At 72.6% G+C, this 16,746-nt stretch carries 18 protein-coding genes and 2 pseudogenes; 11 read left to right on the top strand and 9 right to left on the bottom strand.

Annotation, left to right across the window (positions count from 1 at the left end; all coding sequences use genetic code 11):
• Positions 1 to 664, bottom strand: a 664-nt coding sequence (locus OO68_RS27360; protein WP_033311808.1) for a maltotransferase domain-containing protein, incomplete at its 3' end; no start/stop codon positions are given.
• Between the two features lie 73 nt (positions 665 to 737).
• Positions 738 to 1,106: a DUF5133 domain-containing protein gene (locus OO68_RS27355; RefSeq protein ID WP_033311807.1), complete on the bottom strand. Its 369-nt coding sequence runs from the start codon at positions 1,104 to 1,106 to the stop codon at positions 738 to 740.
• Positions 1,107 to 1,470: 364 nt separating this feature from the next.
• On the opposite strand from OO68_RS27355, the gene OO68_RS27350 reads away from it, so the two are divergent.
• Both OO68_RS27350 and glgX read left to right on the top strand, forming a co-directional pair.
• Positions 1,471 to 1,983, top strand: a complete 513-nt coding sequence (locus OO68_RS27350) for a hypothetical protein (protein WP_033311806.1) — start codon at positions 1,471 to 1,473, stop codon at positions 1,981 to 1,983.
• Complete coding sequence (glgX, locus tag OO68_RS27345; protein ID WP_033311805.1) at positions 1,980 to 4,133, top strand: glycogen debranching protein GlgX; 2,154 nt, start codon at positions 1,980 to 1,982, stop codon at positions 4,131 to 4,133. The genes OO68_RS27350 and glgX overlap by 4 nt, the downstream gene beginning before the upstream one ends.
• A 6-nt stretch (positions 4,134 to 4,139) precedes the next feature.
• Here glgX and OO68_RS27340 read toward each other — a convergent pair whose 3' ends face one another.
• A complete protein-coding gene (locus OO68_RS27340; RefSeq protein ID WP_033311804.1) occupies positions 4,140 to 4,943 on the bottom strand; it encodes a VOC family protein in 804 nt (267 codons plus the stop codon).
• Positions 4,944 to 5,189: 246 nt separating this feature from the next.
• Here OO68_RS27340 and OO68_RS27335 point away from each other — a divergent pair, with 246 nt between their 5' ends.
• Complete coding sequence (locus OO68_RS27335; protein ID WP_033311803.1) at positions 5,190 to 5,510, top strand: ANTAR domain-containing protein; 321 nt, start codon at positions 5,190 to 5,192, stop codon at positions 5,508 to 5,510.
• A gap of 29 nt (positions 5,511 to 5,539) precedes the next feature.
• On the opposite strand, the gene OO68_RS27330 is transcribed toward OO68_RS27335, so the two are convergent.
• Positions 5,540 to 6,331: an RNA polymerase sigma factor SigF gene (locus tag OO68_RS27330; RefSeq protein WP_033311833.1), complete on the bottom strand. Its 792-nt coding sequence runs from the start codon at positions 6,329 to 6,331 to the stop codon at positions 5,540 to 5,542.
• Between the two features lie 314 nt (positions 6,332 to 6,645).
• Between OO68_RS27330 and OO68_RS27325 the strand changes: the two genes are divergently transcribed.
• The 4 genes from OO68_RS27325 to OO68_RS27310 all read left to right on the top strand — a co-directional run bounded on the left by OO68_RS27325 (position 6,646) and on the right by OO68_RS27310 (position 9,497).
• On the top strand, positions 6,646 to 7,101 hold the full coding sequence (locus OO68_RS27325; RefSeq protein WP_033311802.1) for a MarR family winged helix-turn-helix transcriptional regulator: 456 nt from the start codon (positions 6,646 to 6,648) through the stop codon (positions 7,099 to 7,101).
• Positions 7,098 to 7,964 carry an ABC transporter ATP-binding protein gene (locus OO68_RS27320; protein WP_033311801.1) on the top strand — a complete coding sequence of 289 codons (867 nt, stop codon included), beginning with the start codon at positions 7,098 to 7,100 and terminating at the stop codon, positions 7,962 to 7,964. Before OO68_RS27325 ends, OO68_RS27320 begins: the two co-directional genes overlap by 4 nt.
• A complete protein-coding gene (locus OO68_RS27315) occupies positions 7,924 to 8,784 on the top strand; it encodes an ABC transporter permease (protein WP_033311800.1) in 861 nt (286 codons plus the stop codon). The genes OO68_RS27320 and OO68_RS27315 overlap by 41 nt, the downstream gene beginning before the upstream one ends.
• Positions 8,785 to 8,975: 191 nt before the next feature.
• Positions 8,976 to 9,497: a hypothetical protein gene (locus tag OO68_RS27310; RefSeq protein WP_033311799.1), complete on the top strand. Its 522-nt coding sequence runs from the start codon at positions 8,976 to 8,978 to the stop codon at positions 9,495 to 9,497.
• A gap of 24 nt (positions 9,498 to 9,521) precedes the next feature.
• Here OO68_RS27310 and hemC read toward each other — a convergent pair whose 3' ends face one another.
• The 4 genes and pseudogenes from hemC to ligD all read right to left on the bottom strand — a co-directional run bounded on the left by hemC (position 9,522) and on the right by ligD (position 13,147).
• The gene (hemC, locus tag OO68_RS27305) at positions 9,522 to 10,457 is read right to left on the bottom strand and encodes a hydroxymethylbilane synthase (protein WP_033311798.1); all 936 of its coding nucleotides are present in this window, start codon (positions 10,455 to 10,457) and stop codon (positions 9,522 to 9,524) included.
• Positions 10,458 to 10,524: 67 nt separating this feature from the next.
• Positions 10,525 to 11,153: pseudogene (locus tag OO68_RS43495) on the bottom strand (hypothetical protein).
• 97 nt (positions 11,154 to 11,250) lie between these two features.
• Positions 11,251 to 12,024, bottom strand: coding sequence for an NPP1 family protein (locus OO68_RS27295; RefSeq protein ID WP_033311797.1), 774 nt, complete (start codon positions 12,022 to 12,024; stop codon positions 11,251 to 11,253).
• 142 nt (positions 12,025 to 12,166) lie between these two features.
• Positions 12,167 to 13,147 carry a non-homologous end-joining DNA ligase gene (gene ligD, locus OO68_RS27290; protein ID WP_033311832.1) on the bottom strand — a complete coding sequence of 327 codons (981 nt, stop codon included), beginning with the start codon at positions 13,145 to 13,147 and terminating at the stop codon, positions 12,167 to 12,169.
• A gap of 156 nt (positions 13,148 to 13,303) precedes the next feature.
• Between ligD and OO68_RS42460 the strand changes: the two are divergent.
• Positions 13,304 to 13,818, top strand: a pseudogene (locus tag OO68_RS42460) (MarR family winged helix-turn-helix transcriptional regulator).
• Positions 13,819 to 13,825: 7 nt separating this feature from the next.
• On the opposite strand, the gene OO68_RS27280 reads toward OO68_RS42460, so the two are convergent.
• Positions 13,826 to 14,995 (bottom strand): MFS transporter, encoded by a 1,170-nt coding sequence (locus OO68_RS27280; RefSeq protein WP_051814829.1) that lies wholly within the window; start codon positions 14,993 to 14,995, stop codon positions 13,826 to 13,828.
• Between the two features lie 90 nt (positions 14,996 to 15,085).
• On the opposite strand from OO68_RS27280, the gene OO68_RS27275 reads away from it, so the two are divergent.
• Genes OO68_RS27275 through OO68_RS27265 form a run of 3 tightly spaced genes read left to right on the top strand, consistent with a single transcriptional unit; the run spans position 15,086 to position 16,742 of the window.
• On the top strand, positions 15,086 to 15,847 hold the full coding sequence (locus OO68_RS27275; RefSeq protein ID WP_033311795.1) for an AraC family transcriptional regulator: 762 nt from the start codon (positions 15,086 to 15,088) through the stop codon (positions 15,845 to 15,847).
• A 50-nt stretch (positions 15,848 to 15,897) separates the two neighbouring features.
• A complete protein-coding gene (locus tag OO68_RS27270; RefSeq protein WP_033311794.1) occupies positions 15,898 to 16,278 on the top strand; it encodes a DoxX family protein in 381 nt (126 codons plus the stop codon).
• The gene (locus OO68_RS27265) at positions 16,275 to 16,742 is read left to right on the top strand and encodes a peroxiredoxin (protein WP_033311793.1); all 468 of its coding nucleotides are present in this window, start codon (positions 16,275 to 16,277) and stop codon (positions 16,740 to 16,742) included. The genes OO68_RS27270 and OO68_RS27265 overlap by 4 nt, the downstream gene beginning before the upstream one ends.
• Positions 16,743 to 16,746: the final 4 nt, after the last annotated feature.

The following is a 16,746-nucleotide window of genomic DNA, read 5'->3' as shown; positions in this document are numbered from 1 at the left end:
CGAACGTGCCGTGCGGCTGCTCGCGCGTGCCCTCCGAACGCGGGAAGAACTCGTACCACGAGCCGTACAGCGCCCGCTCCCGCTCCACCAGCAGCGGCAACGGCTCACTGCTGGTCACCAGATCCCGCAGCGGATACCGCGCCAGGACCTCGTCCACCTCCGGCGTCAGCGCCGCCGCCAGACGGGCCGCGGTGGGCAGCGCGTCGTCGCGCAGGGTCCTGGCCGCGGTGAGCAGCACAGCGCGGCCGGCTTCCTTCGGCACGCCGGCCGCGGCCCGCTCGTACAGTTCCGCGCCCTCTTCCAGGACCAGGCCCGGATCGATGCCCGCCGGGATCTTGATGCCCGCCGTGCGGCGCCAGGTGGCCACCGGATCGCTCCAGGCCTCCACCCGGTAGGACCAGCGGCCGACGGCGTCCGCGGTGACCTCGGCGCCCCAGCGGTCGCTGCCGGGGGCGAGCTCGCGCATCGGCGTCCACGGGCCGGGCCGGCCCTCCGGGTCCTTCAGGACGACGTTGGCCGCGACGGCGTCGTGCCCCTCCCGGAACACGGTGGCGGTGACGTCGAACGTCTCACCCACGACCGCCTTCGCCGGCCGGTTGCCGCCCTCCACGGCCGGGCGGACGTCCCTCACCGGGATACGGCCGATGGCCCGGGTCCTCGTCATGGTCCTCACCTCCACCGTGCTCGAAAGCCGGGCCGCGGGGGCCCGGTACAGGGACTGGACTGCGGGAAGGGCGTCACCTTCCCGCCGTGGATCTCCGCTCGGCAGCGGGGGATCTGCGCTCCGCCGTCGGCGGTCTTCGTCTGACCGCCGCGGCCGGGCGGGGCCGTTCGACCGGTTCCTGAGCACAGGTGATGTGCTGCTCCTGGAGGCAGGTGATCTGCTGTTCCTGCAGATACGTGACGTGGTTGGTGCGCAGGTAGCGTTCGGCCGCGTCGGCGGCCTCCCGCGCGCAGCGCTTGCCCATCAGCACGCACAGCGTGTAGCCGGAGTCCTCGAAGGTGGTCCGCACCGTGCGGTCGTTCGGTGCTGCGAGCATCACGCGTTCCCAGGCCCGGTAACGCCGCAACTGCCGGGCGACTTCGGCTTTGGCGGGTAGCAGCATGGCGCCGATCACCTTTCGGGGCTCGAGGGGCACGGTCTCCCGACGGTCGGACGGCGGCCGTGCGCACAGCGGCACGGACCCGTAGCGGCGATCGAGTTCTTCACACATGGTGCACGTGAGGCGACACAGCGTCTTGTTGGATCTTCAACCAGTAGTGGTTCCACTGGGCCGTTCGAGCAAGCTCCGGCCTGCTCACTTGTGCACTCCCCCGCCTCAACCGTGCGCTCGTGTTGCACGAACGGGCTAGCACCCTCAGGCTGAGGGTGACTCAGAAGCGATAGACGCTCACGTTCCGTGATCGGGGCTCGTCCCGCAGGACCGCGGGAGCGAGAAGGAGCTGAGCTTCGCGGTGAGGAGCCGACCGATGAAGACCGCAGTGCCCTGCTACTACCACCTCGACGTGGAAGTCAGCCCGGAACGGGTGGGACAGGTCAGCCGCATTCTGGCCGCTCACCTGAAGTTCTGGGACCTGGACAACCTGGTCCAGCCCGTCTGCGGCGGTGCCGAGATGCTGCTCAAGGCCATCGACGAACACGCCACGGACAAGCACACGTCGATCGAGATGTGGTGGAACGGGCAGCACCTGATCACCGCCATCGGGGACAACGACCGCGCCCTGCGCCCGGACCAGGAGCTGCGAGGCTGCCTGGAGCACCTCGCGGCCATGAGCGACGGGTGGGGCTGCTGCGCCACCGAGACCGGCAGCAAGGTCATCTGGTTCTCGCAGCGCGCCCGCGCCGGTGAACGCGTCCCGCTGGTCCCGACCGCGCCCGCGCCGCGGGAGAGCGAGGGCCTCGACGTGCCCCGTGAGGTCCCGGTCACGCGGCTGGCCGCCCCGGTCGTCACTCCGGACGAGGTCCTGGAGGACGCCCGGTGACGCGCCGGCAGACTCGGACAGGGGTGCCCGCCTGGAGCGGGCGCCCCTATCCGCTGGGTGCGGCCTACGACGGGGAGGGCACCAACTTCGCGCTCTTCAGCGAGGTCGCCGAGCGGGTCGAGCTGGTCCTCGTCGACGACGACGGCACCCACACCCGGGTGCCGCTGAACGAGGTCGACGGCTTCGTCTGGCACGGCTACCTCCCCGGCGTCGGCCCCGGCCAGCGCTACGGCTACCGGGTGCACGGGCCGTGGGCCCCGGCCGCCGGGCACCGCTGCAACCCGGCGAAACTGCTGCTCGACCCGTACGCCCGTGCGGTGGAGGGGCAGATCGACAACCACCCCTCGCTCTACGAACGCAACCCGGACGGCCCCGACCCGGCCGACAGCGCCGGGCACACCATGCTCGGCGTGGTGACCGACCCGGCCTTCGACTGGGGCGAGGACACCCGGCCCTGCCGGCCGTACGCCGACACGGTGATCTACGAGGCGCACGTCAAGGGCATGACCCGCACCCATCCCCAGGTGCCCGAGGAACTGCGGGGTACCTATGCCGGGCTGGCGCACCCCGCGGTCGTCGAGCACCTGACCTCCCTCGGCGTCACGGCCGTGGAGCTGATGCCGGTCCACCAGTTCGTCCACGACGGGGTGCTGCACGACCGGGGCCTGGCCAACTACTGGGGCTACAACACCATCGGTTTCTTCGCGCCGCACAACGGCTACGCCGCCCACGGCACCCGAGGGGGGCAGGTCGCCGAGTTCAAGCAGATGGTGAAGACCCTGCACGCGGCCGGACTCGAAGTGATCCTCGACGTGGTCTACAACCACACCGCCGAGGGCAACGAGATGGGCCCCACCCTGTCCTTCCGCGGGATCGACAACTCCTCGTACTACCGCCTGGTCGACGGCGACTGGGAGCACTACTACGACACCACCGGCACCGGCAACAGCCTGCTGATGCGGCACCCCTACGTCCTCCAGCTGATCATGGACTCGCTGCGCTACTGGGTGACCGAGATGCACGTCGACGGCTTCCGCTTCGACCTCGCGGCCACGCTCGCCCGGCAGTTCCACGAGGTGGACCGGCTGTCGGCGTTCTTCGACCTCATCCAGCAGGACCCGGTGATCAGCCGCGTCAAGCTCATCGCCGAGCCGTGGGACGTCGGCGAGGGCGGCTACCAGGTGGGCAACTTCCCGCCTCTGTGGTCGGAGTGGAACGGCATGTACCGCGACGCGGTCCGTGACTTCTGGCGCGGCGAGGACCACACGCTCGGCGAGTTCGCCTCCCGGCTCACGGGCTCCTCCGACCTGTACCAGCACAGCAGGCGCCGCCCACGGGCCAGCGTCAACTTCGTCACCGCCCACGACGGCTTCACCCTCCGCGACCTCGTCTCGTACAACGACAAGCACAACGAGGACAACGGCGAGGACAACCAGGACGGCGAGAGCACCAACCGCTCCTGGAACTGCGGCGCCGAGGGCGCGACCCGCGACCCGGCGGTGCTGGAGCTGCGCACCCGCCAGCAGCGCAACTTCCTCGCCACGCTGCTGCTGTCCCAGGGCATTCCGATGCTCTCCCACGGCGACGAACTCGGGCGCACCCAGGGCGGCAACAACAACGCCTACTGCCAGGACAACGACATCTCCTGGATCGACTGGCGGCTCACAGAGGAGCAGCGCGACCTGCTGGAGTTCACCCGGTACCTCATCCGGCTGCGCACGGGGCACCCCGTGCTGCGCCGGCGCCGCTTCTTCCGCGGCGAGACCCTGACCCGGGCGGACCAGCCGCTGCCCGACCTGGTGTGGCTGGCGCCGGACGCCGTCGAGATGACCGACGACGACTGGCAGCGCGGCGACGCGCACTCCGTCGGCGTGTTCCTCAACGGCGACGCCATCGCCGAACCCGACCCGTGGGGCCGCCCGGTCGTCGACGACTCGTTCCTGCTGCTCCTCAACAGCCACTGGGAGCCGGTCGGCTTCCGCCTGCCGGGGGCCTCCTACGGCGAACGGTGGACGGCCCTCATCGACACGGCCGACCCGGAGGGCACGCCGGACGAGGCGGAGCACAAGGCGGGGGCGGGCCTGACCGTCGGGGCCCGCAGCCTGGTCCTGCTGTCCCGGCCGTCACGGGCGGCGCGCGGGAAGGAGTGACGCGGGTCAGCGGCCGCGGCGCGCGGTCACCGTGAACTGCGCGCCGTCGTGGTCCCGCAGCACCGCCTCGTCACTGCCCTTGGCCAGCACGCTGCCGCCGTGCAGTTCCGCGGCGCGGGCGCAGGCCTCCACGTCGTCGACGGAGAAGTGGACTTGCCAGTGCGGCCGGATCGCGGGGTCGGGTGCCGCCTCCAGGGCGCCGGACTCGATCCGGGCCACCACGTCCCCGCGGCTGCGCAGCACGACCTCGCCGCCCTCGTAGTGGACCTCGCAGCAGCCGGGCCGCTGGGTCGCCCAGTCGAGGACCTCGCCGTAGAAGATCGCGGCGTCGAACGCGTCACGGGTGTGCAGCGTGATGAAGGCCGGCTGCGCGTTGCGCCAGGTCTCCCAGTCGGTGAAGAGGTCGCCTTCCCAGATGCCGAAGGTCGCCCCGTCGCGATCGGCCAGCAGCGCGGCCCGGCCCGGCGGCAGGGAGATCGGCCCGACGGCGACCGTGCCCATGCGCTCCTGCACCCGCGCGGCCGCGTCGTCCGCACTGCGCACCGCGAAGTACGGCGTCCACGCCACCGCCATCTGCCACATGGCGGCGACCCCCGCGATCCCGGCCACCGGCGAGCCGTCCGCCAGGGCGATCCGGAACCGGTCGCCGAGCTTGGCCGGCCGCCACTGCCAGCCCAGCACGGCCCCGTAGAACTCCTCGGTCGCCTTGACGTCCCGGCTGGTCAGGCTCACCCAGCAGGGGGCCCCGAACACGGAGTGTGATGAGACGACGTCCTTCGTTCCGGAGGAGGTGGGCATGTCGTGGTTCATGGCAGTCGCGTCCTGATCTCGTCGGCCTGGCAGCCACCGGAGGATTGACACCAGTGTCCGACCGGAACCGCTGTGGGCGCCTGCCGAGTACCCCGGCGGCGGCGCCGAAACGGCGTCCGGGCTGGTCCGCCCCGGTGGCACCGGGCGGCCCGAGTGACGACGATGGAGGGGTCGGACACTGCGTCAAGGTACTCAAGCACCCTGAGAGACCTCGGGCGCAGCGGCGCACCGGACCCGGAGGTGACCATGCCCACGGACGGGGGCTCGGATCGGATCTTCGCGCTCCAGGAAGAGGTCCAGCAGCTGAAGGAGGCGGTCGTCTCCCACGCCGTCGTGGACCAGGCGATCGGGATGGTCGTCGCGCTCGGCCGGATCTCCCCGGACCAGGGGTGGGCCGTGCTGAAGGAGGTCTCCCAGCACACCAACATCAAGCTGCGCAACGTCGCGGAACTGATCCTCGTCTGGGGGCGCACGGGCGTGATGCCCGAGGAGATCCGGGCCGCCCTGGAGGACGCCCTCGACCGGGCCGGACCGACGCAGATCCCCGGATCGCCGCCGGAGGCGTGACCCCGGCGGCACCTGGAACCGGCCCCGCTTCAGCGGGCCTCCGTCAGCAGTTCCTCACGCAGATGGGCGAAGCAACTGCTGAGCAGCCGTGAGACGTGCATCTGCGAGATGCCGAGCTGCTCGGCGATCCGGCTCTGCGTCATGCCCTTGAAGAACCGCAGGTAGAGGATGATCCGCTCGCGCTCGGGCAGCGCCTCCAGGCAGGGCCTGACGGCCACCCGGTCCACGACGGTGTCGAAGGCCGGGTCGGGCCCGCCGATCGCGTCTCCGAGGGCGTAGCCGTCCGTCCCGGGCATCTCCGCCTCCAGCGACAGCGCCGAGAAGCACTCCAGAGCCTCCATGCCGGTGCGCACCTCGCCCTCGGTGAGCTGGGCGTACTCGGCGATCTCGGCGACCGTGGGGGAGCGGCCCGGGGTGGTCTGCGACAGCTCCTTCGCGGCGTGCCGCACCCGGTTGCGCAGGTCCTGGACCCGACGGGGGACGTGCAGCGTCCACATGTGGTCACGGAAGTGGCGCTTGATCTCTCCGGTGACCGTCGGAACCGCGTACGCCTCGAAGGCGTTGCCGCGGGCCGGGTCGTAGTGGTCGACCGCCTTCACGAGACCGAGAGCCGCCACCTGGTACAGATCCTCCAGGGCCTCACCACGGCCCCGGAAGCGGACGGCGATCCGCTCGGCCATGGGGAGCCAGGCCTCGACCAGCTCGTCGCGCAGGGCCTTGCGCTCGGGCCCCTCGGGCAGCCGCGCGAGCCGCGCGAACGCCGCGGCGGTGTCGGGCGCGTCGTCGTGGGGGTGCGTTCGGGTGCTGCCGGCGATACGCATGATGCGCACCTCCCTGAGCAGGTGCTGAATGGACAGACACCGTGGGAGGAGCGGACTCGGGCCTCACGGAGAGCACCGGGGGCCCGGCCTGCCGGCTCCCACGCACGTGCCTCCTGTCCGAAGCACTTCCCTGCCCATCCCCGGGCAGGGGCATAGCGAAACAATTAAGACAATACGGCAATCGGGTGCCCTGGGCGCTCCCAGTCCGCCGCCGATCGGATCCGCTGTCGTTCCCGAGCGTCGTTGCCCCTTCTTGGCCCTCCTTGACCTCGCCTTGGGCCGATTAGCTCTGCTACAGATCTAATCTCGGCCGCATGGAGCCGGAGACCTTCCCCGAAGGGCTGGCCGACGCACTCGTCGGCGTCCAGCGGCTGATCCGGCGGCGCCTGCGGCGGCAGACGCCCGACCCGCGGCTGCGCGGCGCCGAGGTGGAACTGCTGCGTCTGGTCGTGGTGCGGCCCGGCGTCGGCATCTCCGACGCGGCCAGGGAACTGGGGCTGGCGGCCAACTCGGTGTCCACCCTCGTCAACCAGCTGGCGCGGACGGGCTACCTGGTCCGCGAGACCGACCCGGCCGACCGGCGGGCCGCCCGGCTGCTGCCCACCCCCGCCGCCGAGACGCGGCTGCGCGACTGGCGCCGGCGCCGGGCCGAACTCGTACGCCGCCATGTGGCGCGCCTCGACGAGCCGGACCGCCGGGCGCTGATGGCGGCGGTCCCGGCCCTGCGCAAGCTGGCCGACACCCTGCACGAGGAGGCCGAGGAGTCATGACGCCGGACACCGCTCCGCCCGGGACCGCCCGGGCCGATGCCGTCGCCTGCGCCGGGCTCACCTACGCCTTCGGCGACCACAACGCCGTGGACGGACTCGACCTCACCGTCCGGCAGGGCGAGGTCTTCGGGCTGCTCGGGCCCAACGGCGCAGGCAAGACCACCGCCATCCGCTGCATCACCACCCTGCTCCCCGTGCCCGCCGGCATGGTCCGCGTCTTCGGCCACGACACCGCCGGGGACCGCATGGCCGTACGCCGCCTGCTCGGCTACGTCCCGCAGCAGCTGTCCGCGGACGCCGGACTCACCGGACGGGAGAACGTCGCCCTGTTCGCCCGGGTCTTCGACGTGTCCCGCGGGGAACGCGCCGAACGGGTCACCCAGGCCCTGGCCGCGGTCGACCTGGCCGAGGCCGCCGACCGGCTGGCCGCCACGTACTCGGGCGGCATGGTCCGCCGCCTCGAACTCGCCCAGGCCCTGGTCAGCGCCCCGCGGCTGCTGATCCTCGACGAGCCCACCATCGGCCTCGACCCGATCGCCCGCACCGGCGTGTGGGAGCACATCGGCGCCGTCCGCGAGGCCACCGGCATGACCGTGCTCGTGACCACCCACTACATGGACGAGGCCGACCAGTACTGCGACCGGGTCGCCCTGATGCACCGCGGCCGGATCCGGGCCCTCGGCACCCCGGCCGAGCTCAGGGCGGGACTCGGCGCCCGGCGCAGCGCCGCCGGGGCGGCCCACAAGGCGCCGCCCACGCTGGAGGACGTCTTCCGGGACGTGGCCGGCAGCGGTCTCGACGACGAGGCAGGAGATTTCCGCGATGTCCGAAGCACCCGCCGCACCGCGCGCCGTGTCGGCTGACCCCGCCCGCGCCCACGGCATCGACCTGCTGCTGAAGCCCCCGCCGCCCCGGGCCGGTTGGCGGCTGCTGCCCGCCCGCGTCGGCGCCATGTGCGCGGTCGAACTGCAGAAGCTGCGCCACGACCGCACCGAGCTCTACACCCGCGCGGTCCAGCCGGCCCTCTGGCTGCTGATCTTCGGTCAGACCTTCACCCGCATCAAGGCGATCCCCACCGGCGGCATCCCCTACGTCGACTACCTGGCACCCGGCATCATCGCCCAGTCCGCGATGTTCATCGCCATCTTCTACGGCATCCAGATCATCTGGGAACGCGACGCCGGTGTCCTCAACAAACTCCTCGTCACCCCGACCCCGAGGTCGGCGCTGATCACCGGCAAGGCGTTCGCGGCCGGGGTGAAGTCGCTCGTCCAGGCCGTCGTCGTGCTCCTCATCGCCGCCCTGCTCGGCGTGGCCCTGACCTGGAACCCGCTGAAGCTGCTCGCCGTCGCCGCGATCGTCGTCCTCGGCTCGGCCTTCTTCTCCTGCCTGTCGATGACCATCGCCGGCATCGTCCTCAGCCGCGACCGCCTCATGGGCATCGGGCAGGCGATCACGATGCCGCTGTTCTTCGGCTCCAACGCCCTGTACCCGGTCTCCGTGATGCCGGGCTGGCTGCAGAGCGTCAGCACGGCCAACCCGCTCAGCTACGAGGTGGACGCCCTGCGCGGCCTCCTTCTCGGCACACCCCACCATCTGGCGTCCGACTTCGCGGTGCTGTTCGTCGCCGCCGCCCCCGGCGTCACCGCCGCCTCGGCCCTGCTGGGCCGGCTGGCCCGTTGATCTTCACTCGTGGAAGTGATGTGCGGCACGCCTGAGCAAGCGCTTTCTCCGCTTGTTTCCGGATAACCGCTGGGCACGGCTTGATCACCGATCAAAAAGGATGAACTGCCTGGCCACAGCGCATTCTGCTCATTTGACAGTGCGCTGAGAGCACAGATAGGAAGCAGCTTCCAGAGGTCGAGAGGTGCAGCGTGTACGAGCCGAACGTGGTCGGGGACTGGCAGGAGTACGACGAGCATGCCGGTCTGCGCGTCCGCGTCCACCGTCTGGAACTGGCCGAGCCGCCCCGCGGCCGGGACGACGCCGCCGACGGACTGACGTACTTCTGCCTCCGGGTGACGGTCGAGAACCGCGGCAGCCGCCATCTCGGCGTCCATCTCGAGGACGGCCAGATCGACGTCAGGCTCGGCCCGGACGGGGAGAGCGCCTTCATCGACTGGCGCAACTCGCAGTTCATCGAGGGCTTCGACGTCTATCCGCTGCGCCGCGCCACCGCCGTGCTGTATGCCGCCGGCGCCGAGGCGTCCCTGAGCCTCGTGGACGTCCAGGTGCAGTTGCGCGTCGAGGAGGAGTGGACCGGCCGCCGGCTGTGGGCGGGCGGCATCGGGGCGCACGAGGGTCCTGCGGGGGCCCAGCAGGGCCCGGTGCGGGACAGCCTGGCGCACCAGGTGAGCGTCTTCCTGCGGGACCAGGCGGAGGAAGGCACCGCCTGATCCCGTGTCAGGGCGTCGCGCGGATCAGTGCGGGATGCCGTCGATGATCTCGCGGGCACCCTGGCGCAGCAGGGCCACGGCGACCGAGGTGCCGAGCGTGGCGGGGTCGAGCCGGCCCGCCCACTCGTGGGCGTTCAGCCTGGTCTTGCCGTCCGGGGTGAACACACAGGCCCGCAGGGACAGTTCGCCACTGCGGTCCACTCGCGCGAATCCGGCGATGGGGCTGTTGCAGTGCCCTTGCAGCACATGCAGGAACATGCGCTCGGCGGTGGTCTCCCGGTAGGTGTCCGGGTCGCCCAGGCCGCTCACCGCGTCGATCAGCGCGGCGTCGCCCTCGCGGCACTGCAGCGCCAGCACGCCCGCACCGATGGGCGGCATCATCGTCTCGGTGGAGAGGATCTCGCTGATCACGTCCTCGCGGCCGATGCGCTCCAGGCCGGAGACCGCGAGCAGCAGGGCGTCCGCCTCGCCGGCGGCCAGCTTCGCCAGGCGCTTGTTGGCGTTGCCGCGGAACGGCACGCATTCCAGGTGGGGGTGCGTGGCGGCCAGTTGTGCGACGCGGCGCACCGAGGAGGTGCCGATCCGCGTCCCGGCCGGCAGCTCGTCCAGGGTGAGCCCGCCCGGGTGGATCAGGGCGTCGCGGATGTCGTCCCGCTTGAGGAACGCGGCGAACACCGTGCCCGCCGGGAGCGGCCGGTCGGCGGGGACGTCCTTCACGCAGTGCACGGCGAGGTCGGCCTCGCCGGCCAGCAGCGCCGCGTCGACCTCCTTGGTGAACGCGCCCTTGCCCTCGACCTGGGACAGATCGCCCATCCACTTGTCGCCGGTGGTCTTCACCGGCACGACCTCGGTGCGCACTCCGGGATGGACGGCGGCCAACTCGGCCCGGACGCGCTCCACCTGGGCGAGGGCCATGGGAGAGTCGCGGGAGACGATGCGAATCAGTTCGGGGACGGACATGCGGACACGATAGACCCTTCCGCGGGGGTGTTCGTCCCGTACCTCCTCGACTGCCGGGTGTCGGGCGTCAGTTCGGGAGGAGCGGATCGACCAGTTCCACCGCCCGCAGTGCCGCGGCGAGGGCCCGCTCGTCACCGAAGTCGAGGGCCGTGTCGGTCAACTTCACGACGTGCTCGTCGCCGTGCGCGAGGGCCCTTTCCAGCACCTCCTGCGCCGTGCACCGGGGCGCGGGGACGTCCGCGACGAGCTCGGCGGTGGGGTACATGGCGGTGACGGCCGCGGACGCGGTCCACGCCGCGTGCAGGCTCGGCGCCCACAGCGGGCGGGGCAGGGAGCCGAGGGTGCGCAGGACGGCGTTGGGCGCGGTCGCCGTGTGCACCGGCATGGTCGCCTCGCCGTGGCCGTGGGTGGCGTAGCGGTGGGTCGAGGCCCGGACCATTCGGCGGCCCGGCGCGGGTCGCCCAGCGCCTCGCGCCAGTTCGCGTCGGTCACGGGAGCGACGGGCCCGGGCAGGTCCTCCAGCTTGTGCCGGTAGAGGTCCAGCCACCGGTGCACGGCGTCCGCCCGGCCGTGCGCGGCGAGCGCCTCCACGACCATCGGGGCGTGATGGGTGAGCCGGCCCAGCCGCTCCGGCCCCGAGGCGTGGAGACGTCCGAGGGCGTCTTCGAGGGTCCCTGTCGTGTCGTGCGTGTCCATGCCGGGACGCTGTGCGGCGGCCCGCGCCGGGGGATCGGGCGCGGGGCGGAACCCGGACCCCACCGGAGGCCCAGGGCTCCGGCCGGACCGGGTGCGGTCAGGCGTACGGGTCGAAGGGGATGCCGGAGGGCTTGGCCTTGGCGAGGTGGTTGGCGAAGTTGCCGTCCTTCAGGCCGAAGTTGGCGCTGCCGAAGTTGTACGACGTGAGCTTGTCGCGCACCCCGGCCGGGTAGCCGTTCCAGCCGACCAGCGCCGGGTACTGCCAGGTGCGCTTGTGGTTCTCCGGCGGCTCGTCGTTCCCGTTCGCGGCGCGGAAGCAGTGTGTGCTGACGCCGTCCTTGTGGTAGACGATCTTCGCGTGCGAGCCGTCGAAGCGGATCGCGGACGCCGCGTGCACGGTGAACCCGCCGTGGTTGGACGTCGACACGTACTTGACCTGGTCGTTCTGCACGAACACCGCGACGTGCTCGAAGTCGTGCCGGTGGCCTCCGATGCTGCTGCCGGCCACGGCCTGGTCCTTCTCGAAGTAGAGGGCGTACAGGATGGCGCACCAGCCGTTGTTGCACTTGGAGCGCGCGTAGCCGTTGGTGTTGTCGAGGTCCGAGGCGTCCCGGCAGTTGCCGTTCAGGGCGCCGGTCGGGTTGAGCCCGCCGTTCACGGTGCCGTCCGGGCCGATCGCGGGCGTGGAGTAGCAGCCGTCGGTGTCGTAGTCGTAGGCGGGCTGGTACGTCTGCTCCAGGGCGTCCGCGTTGGCGGGCAGCGCCGGCGGTGGGGCGGCGAAGGCCGTGGCGGGGAAGGCGAGGACGAGGGCGGCGGCACCGGCCGCTCCGGTGAGCCATCTCCTGCGGTGGGCGAACGGGCGTGACGACACTGCGTCCTCCTTGGTCCGGGCGCAGCCCAACGGCTGTGGGGGAAAGGGAGGTTCAGCTTCCAGGTTGAACGCGTCCATGCCAAGAGGGGCGGAGGATCCGAACGGTGAATCGGAGCCCAATAGTTGGGGCCGCCCATGCGATTCAGACCATGTCGTCCGGGATGTCGGCCGCCGCCTCCTCGGGCGCGAGGTCGGGCCGGAGCCGCAGCCAGGACGGCTGCCGCAGCAGCCCCTCCCGCGTCCGGGTGCTGTAGCGGACCTCGCCCACCAGGCGGGGCACGACCCAGTGCGCGCCCGGAGCGCGCGGGGCGGGGTCGAAGGGGCAGACGTCACTCGCGGCGGCCCTCAGCAGCGCGGCGAGTTCGGTGCGTTCGGCCTCGCTCCAGCCGGTGCCCACGCTGCCGACGTAGCGCAGCCGCCCCGCTGCCCGCTGTCCGACCAGCACCGCGCCCGGCAGGCCGGTGAGCCGCCCCTTGCCGGGCTGCCAGCCGCCGACCAGGACGTCCTCGGTGCGCATGTTGCGGATCTTGATCCAGGCCCGGGAGCGCACCCCCGGTTCGTACACCGAGTCGAGCCGCTTGCAGACAAGGCCCTCCAGACCGTGCTCCCGGGTGGCGCGCAGGGCCTCGGCGCCGTGGCCGACGAGTGCGCGCGGGGTAGACCAGGAGGGTCCGGCGAGGCCGAGGTCCTCCAGTGCCGCCCGGCGCCGGGCGTAGGGGAGCCGCAGGAGGGAGTCGTCCCGCAGGTGCATCAGGTCGAACAGCACGAGATGGACCGGGACCTCCGCAGCCCGCCGCGCGGCCCTGGCGGGGGCGTGGGCCAGGCCCATCCGGGACTGCAGCAACTGGAAGCTGGCGCGGCCCTGGTCGTCCAGGGCCATGATCTCGCCGTCCAGTACGGCGGGGGTGGCGCCGAGGGCGGTGCCCAGCGGCCGCAGTTCGGGGTAGGCGGCCGTGATGTCGTCACCGGAGCGGGCGCGCAGCAGCACGCTGCCGTCCCCGGGCAGGTAGACCACCACGCGCTGGCCGTCCTGTTTGGTCTCGTAGGCCCAGCGCGCGTCCTGCGCGGCGGAAGGCAGGGTGCCGGACGTGGCGAGCATGGGCGGGATCAGCGGCAGGTCCACGGGTGAGGTGTCGACGCACGGGCGGGCCGCCACGCGTGTTCTCCGGCTGTTTCCCCTGAACGGGGTGAGCCGCTTGATGAACGGGGGGATCGCTCGACCAACGGGGGAACCGGCGAATTCACTTGAGTTACGCAACGAGATGGTGACGTGGCGCTCATGCCCACACCCCCGCTCTCCGACGCCCCTCCCCGGAAGTGACCGAGATCGAGCGTGCGCTCACCCGCATCACCTACCTGAGCACGCGTGCCCGCCGGCACGAGCGGCTGATGGCACTGGCGGGCGTGCCGCTCGACCGCGCCGCCGTCGCCCTGCTGCGGCAGATCGCCGACTCCGAGCCGCAGCGCCCGGGGGAGCTCGCCGCCCGCCTGGGCGTGGAGGCCTCGCACGTCACGCGCACGGTGCAGCAGTTGCAGAAGTCCGGGTACGTCACCCGCGTCCCCGCCCCGGACGACCGCCGCGCCCAGCGCATCGAGCTCACCGACGCCGGGGGCGAGGCCATCACCAGGATCCCCGAGGCCGGCGTCCGCGGCATGCAGCTGGCCCTCTCGGACTGGTCCCCGGAGGAACTCCGGCAGCTCGCGACGCTCTTCCACCACATGGTCGACGACTTCCTCGCCCGCGCCGTCGACGAGGAAGGCGACGCCGGCCCGGCCCCGGCCGGCCCCGCCTGACCCCCGGTCACCGTGCCGCCGGACCACGCGGATCCGGCCGCTCGGCCGCTGCCGCTGTCGCCGCCGTCCCCGGCGGCGCCGGCTCGCGCAGGCCGCACAGCAGCAGCCCGCCCAGCGCGGGCAGCGCGATGAGCGGCAGCAGAGCCGACCGCAGGGACGTCGCGTCGGCCAGCGCCCCGAGCGCGGGGGCCGCGAGGCCGCCGACGCTCACGGTGAGGCCCAGCGTGACCCCGCTCGCGGTCCCCACGCGCCGGGGCAGGAAGTCCTGGCCCAGCGTGATGTGCAGGGAGAACGGCACGTACAGACCCGCCGACGTCAGCGCCACGAACAGGTACACCGGCGGCCCGGGCACCAGGACCAGCCCGGCCACGGCCAGGATCGTCAGGGCGTAGGACCGGCGCACCACCGTCATCCGCCCGTACCGCTCCGCCAGCCTGCCCCCGGCCAGCGTGCCGGCCGCGCCGCCGGCGTAGAGCACGAACAGGGCCGCCGTACCGGCCGACGCACCGCCGCCGGTGCGCTCCCGCACGTACAGCGAGACGAACGTGCCCAAGCCCACGAACACCACGGAGCGGCAGACCACGGCCCCCGACAGCCGCAGGAAGGACACCCAGTCGTCCTCGCCCACAGCGGCGGGCGCGGCAGGACTCCCGGCGCCGGAGCCCGCCGAGCGCACCGCCGCCGCGCACAGCACCGCTCCCACCAGGGCCGGGACGACCAGCACGGGAGAGGCGCCCAGCCCGCCCGTGGCCATCACGGCGAAGACCAGCAGGGGAGCCAGGGCGAAGCCGGCGTTGCCGCCGAAGGAGAACCAGCCCATCGCCGTGTGCCGGCCCCGCGCCACGGCCCGCGCCACCCGGGCGGCCTCCGGATGGTAGGCGGCCACCCCCACACCCGACACGGCCACCACCGCGAGCGTCGACGCGTAAGAGCCGGTCACCCCGCTCAGGGCGACGCCCGCCCCGGCCGTCAGCGCGCTCAGCGGCAGCAGCCAGGGCATCGCCCGCCGGTCGGTCAGCACCCCGAACAGCGGCTGCACCAGCGACGACAGCAGTGACGCCGCCAGGACGACACCCGAAGCAGCGGCATAGGAGTAGGCGCGCTCGGCGACGAAGTACGGAACCAGAGCGGCCACGGCCCCCTGGTACACGTCCACGCAGGCGTGCCCCAGGGACATCAGGGCGACGGGTCGGTCGTGTCTCGAAGTGCTCACCCGGCGATCGTCGTCCCCGAAGCATCTGGCCCGCTTCCGATAATCTGCCGGACTGTGCCGAACATCCGCCACACCCCGACGGCCCCGACCCGCGCCCAGCGGCTCTCCGCCGGCGACCGCATCGACGCGCACCGGCACGACGATCACCAGATCGTCTACGCCGGCGCCGGAGTCGTCGCCGTCACCACCGACGCCGGCACCTGGTTCGCCCCCGGCACCCGCGCCATCTGGGTCCCCGCGGGCACCGTGCACGCCCACCGCGCCCACGGCCGGCTCGACCTGCACCTGGTCGGCCTGCCCGCCCGCGACAACCCCCTCGGCCTCGGCCGTCCGGCCGTCCTCGCCGTCAGCCCGCTGCTGCGCGAGCTGATCCTCACCTGCACCCGCGACCCCGGCGACGACAGCCCCGAGGGCCGCCGCCTGCGCGCCGTCCTGTGCGACCAGCTCCGGGTCTCGCCCGAGCAGCCGCTGCGCCTGCCCACCCCCGCGGATCCGCGTCTGGCCGCCGTGTGCGCGCTCGTGCACGCCGACCCGGCCGACGTGCGCACCCTCGCCGAGCTGGGCGCCGCGACCGGGGTGGGGGAGCGGACCCTCAGCCGGCTCTTCCGCGGCGAGTTCGGCATGACGTTCCCGCAGTGGCGCACCCAGTCGCGGCTCTACCACGCCCTGCGGATGCTGGCCGACGGCCTGCCCGTCACGACCGTCGCCCACCGCTGCGGCTGGTCCTCCGCCAGCGCCTTCATCGACGTTTTCCGCCGCTCCTTCGGATACACGCCGGGCAGACATCACGGGCACTCCCGGGACCCGGTGAACTGAGCTGACTACCGTCCGGTAATAATGCGCGGCAGGCCTTCAGAGGAGGAACCGTGCCCCGGTCCGAACGCTCGCCCCTGCTGCTCGCCGGCCTCCTGGCCACCGCGGGCGTCGCCCACTTCGCCACCCCACGCCCGTTCGACGCGACCATCCCCCGGGGCCTGCCCGGCACACCGAGGGCCTGGACCTACGCCAGCGGCGCCGCCGAGCTCGCCCTGGCCGCCGGCCTGGCGCTGCCGCGCACCCGCAAGGCCGCCGCGCTGGCCACGGCCGCCTTCTTCGTCGGGGTGTTCCCCGCCAACGTCAAGATGGCCGCCGACTGGCGCCACCGCCCCACCCCGCAGAAGGCCGCCGCATTCGGACGCCTGCCCCTGCAGGTGCCCCTGGTCCTCTGGGCCCGCGGCGTCGCCCGGAACGCGGAGGGCAGGTCGTGAGCGCGCGCGTGGAGGCCGGGGACAAGGTCGAGGACTTCGCCCTGCCCGACGAGACCGGCACCGTCCGCAGTCTCTCCGAGCTGCTCGCCGAGGGCCCCGTCGTGCTCTTCTTCTACCCGGCCGCCCTGACCCCCGGCTGCACCGCCCAGGCCTGTCACTTCCGCGACCTCGCCGCCGAGTTCGCGGCCGTCGGCGCCCGGCCCGTCGGCATCAGCGGCGACGACGTCGAGCGGCAGCAGGAGTTCGCCGGCCGGCACGGCCTCGGCATGCCGCTGCTGTCCGACACCGAAGGCACGGTCCGCGAGCGGTTCGGAGTGAAACGCGGCTTCTCCCTGGCGCCCACCAAGCGCACCACGTTCGTCATCGCCCAGGACCGCACCGTCCTCGACGTCGTACGCAGTGAACTGCGCATGAACGCGCACGCCGACCGGGCGCTCACCGCCCTGCGCGCCCACCGGCCCTGACCCG

The sequence above is a fragment of the Streptomyces iakyrus genome (assembly GCF_000717055.1).
In the GTDB taxonomy this organism is placed as follows: Bacteria; Actinomycetota; Actinomycetes; order Streptomycetales; family Streptomycetaceae; genus Streptomyces; species Streptomyces iakyrus.
Note: the sequence above shows the minus strand (reverse complement) of the source record. Positions and strands in the feature narration are given on the sequence as shown.

Excerpts from the sequence above, each read along its gene's own strand:
- hemC (WP_033311798.1), bottom strand. The coding sequence starts at position 10,457 with ATGTCCGTCCCCGAACTGATTCGCATCGTCTCCCGCGACTCTCCCATG.
- OO68_RS27330 (WP_033311833.1), bottom strand. The coding sequence starts at position 6,331 with ATGCGTATCGCCGGCAGCACCCGAACGCACCCCCACGACGACGCGCCC.
- OO68_RS27320 (WP_033311801.1), top strand. The coding sequence starts at position 7,098 with ATGACGCCGGACACCGCTCCGCCCGGGACCGCCCGGGCCGATGCCGTC.
- OO68_RS27335 (WP_033311803.1), top strand. The coding sequence starts at position 5,190 with ATGCCCACGGACGGGGGCTCGGATCGGATCTTCGCGCTCCAGGAAGAG.
- OO68_RS27355 (WP_033311807.1), bottom strand. The coding sequence starts at position 1,106 with ATGCTGCTACCCGCCAAAGCCGAAGTCGCCCGGCAGTTGCGGCGTTAC.
- OO68_RS27325 (WP_033311802.1), top strand. The coding sequence starts at position 6,646 with ATGGAGCCGGAGACCTTCCCCGAAGGGCTGGCCGACGCACTCGTCGGC.
- OO68_RS27350 (WP_033311806.1), top strand. The coding sequence starts at position 1,471 with ATGAAGACCGCAGTGCCCTGCTACTACCACCTCGACGTGGAAGTCAGC.
- OO68_RS27280 (WP_051814829.1), bottom strand. The coding sequence starts at position 14,995 with ATGTCCCTGGGGCACGCCTGCGTGGACGTGTACCAGGGGGCCGTGGCC.
- OO68_RS27340 (WP_033311804.1), bottom strand. The coding sequence starts at position 4,943 with ATGAACCACGACATGCCCACCTCCTCCGGAACGAAGGACGTCGTCTCA.
- OO68_RS27315 (WP_033311800.1), top strand. The coding sequence starts at position 7,924 with ATGTCCGAAGCACCCGCCGCACCGCGCGCCGTGTCGGCTGACCCCGCC.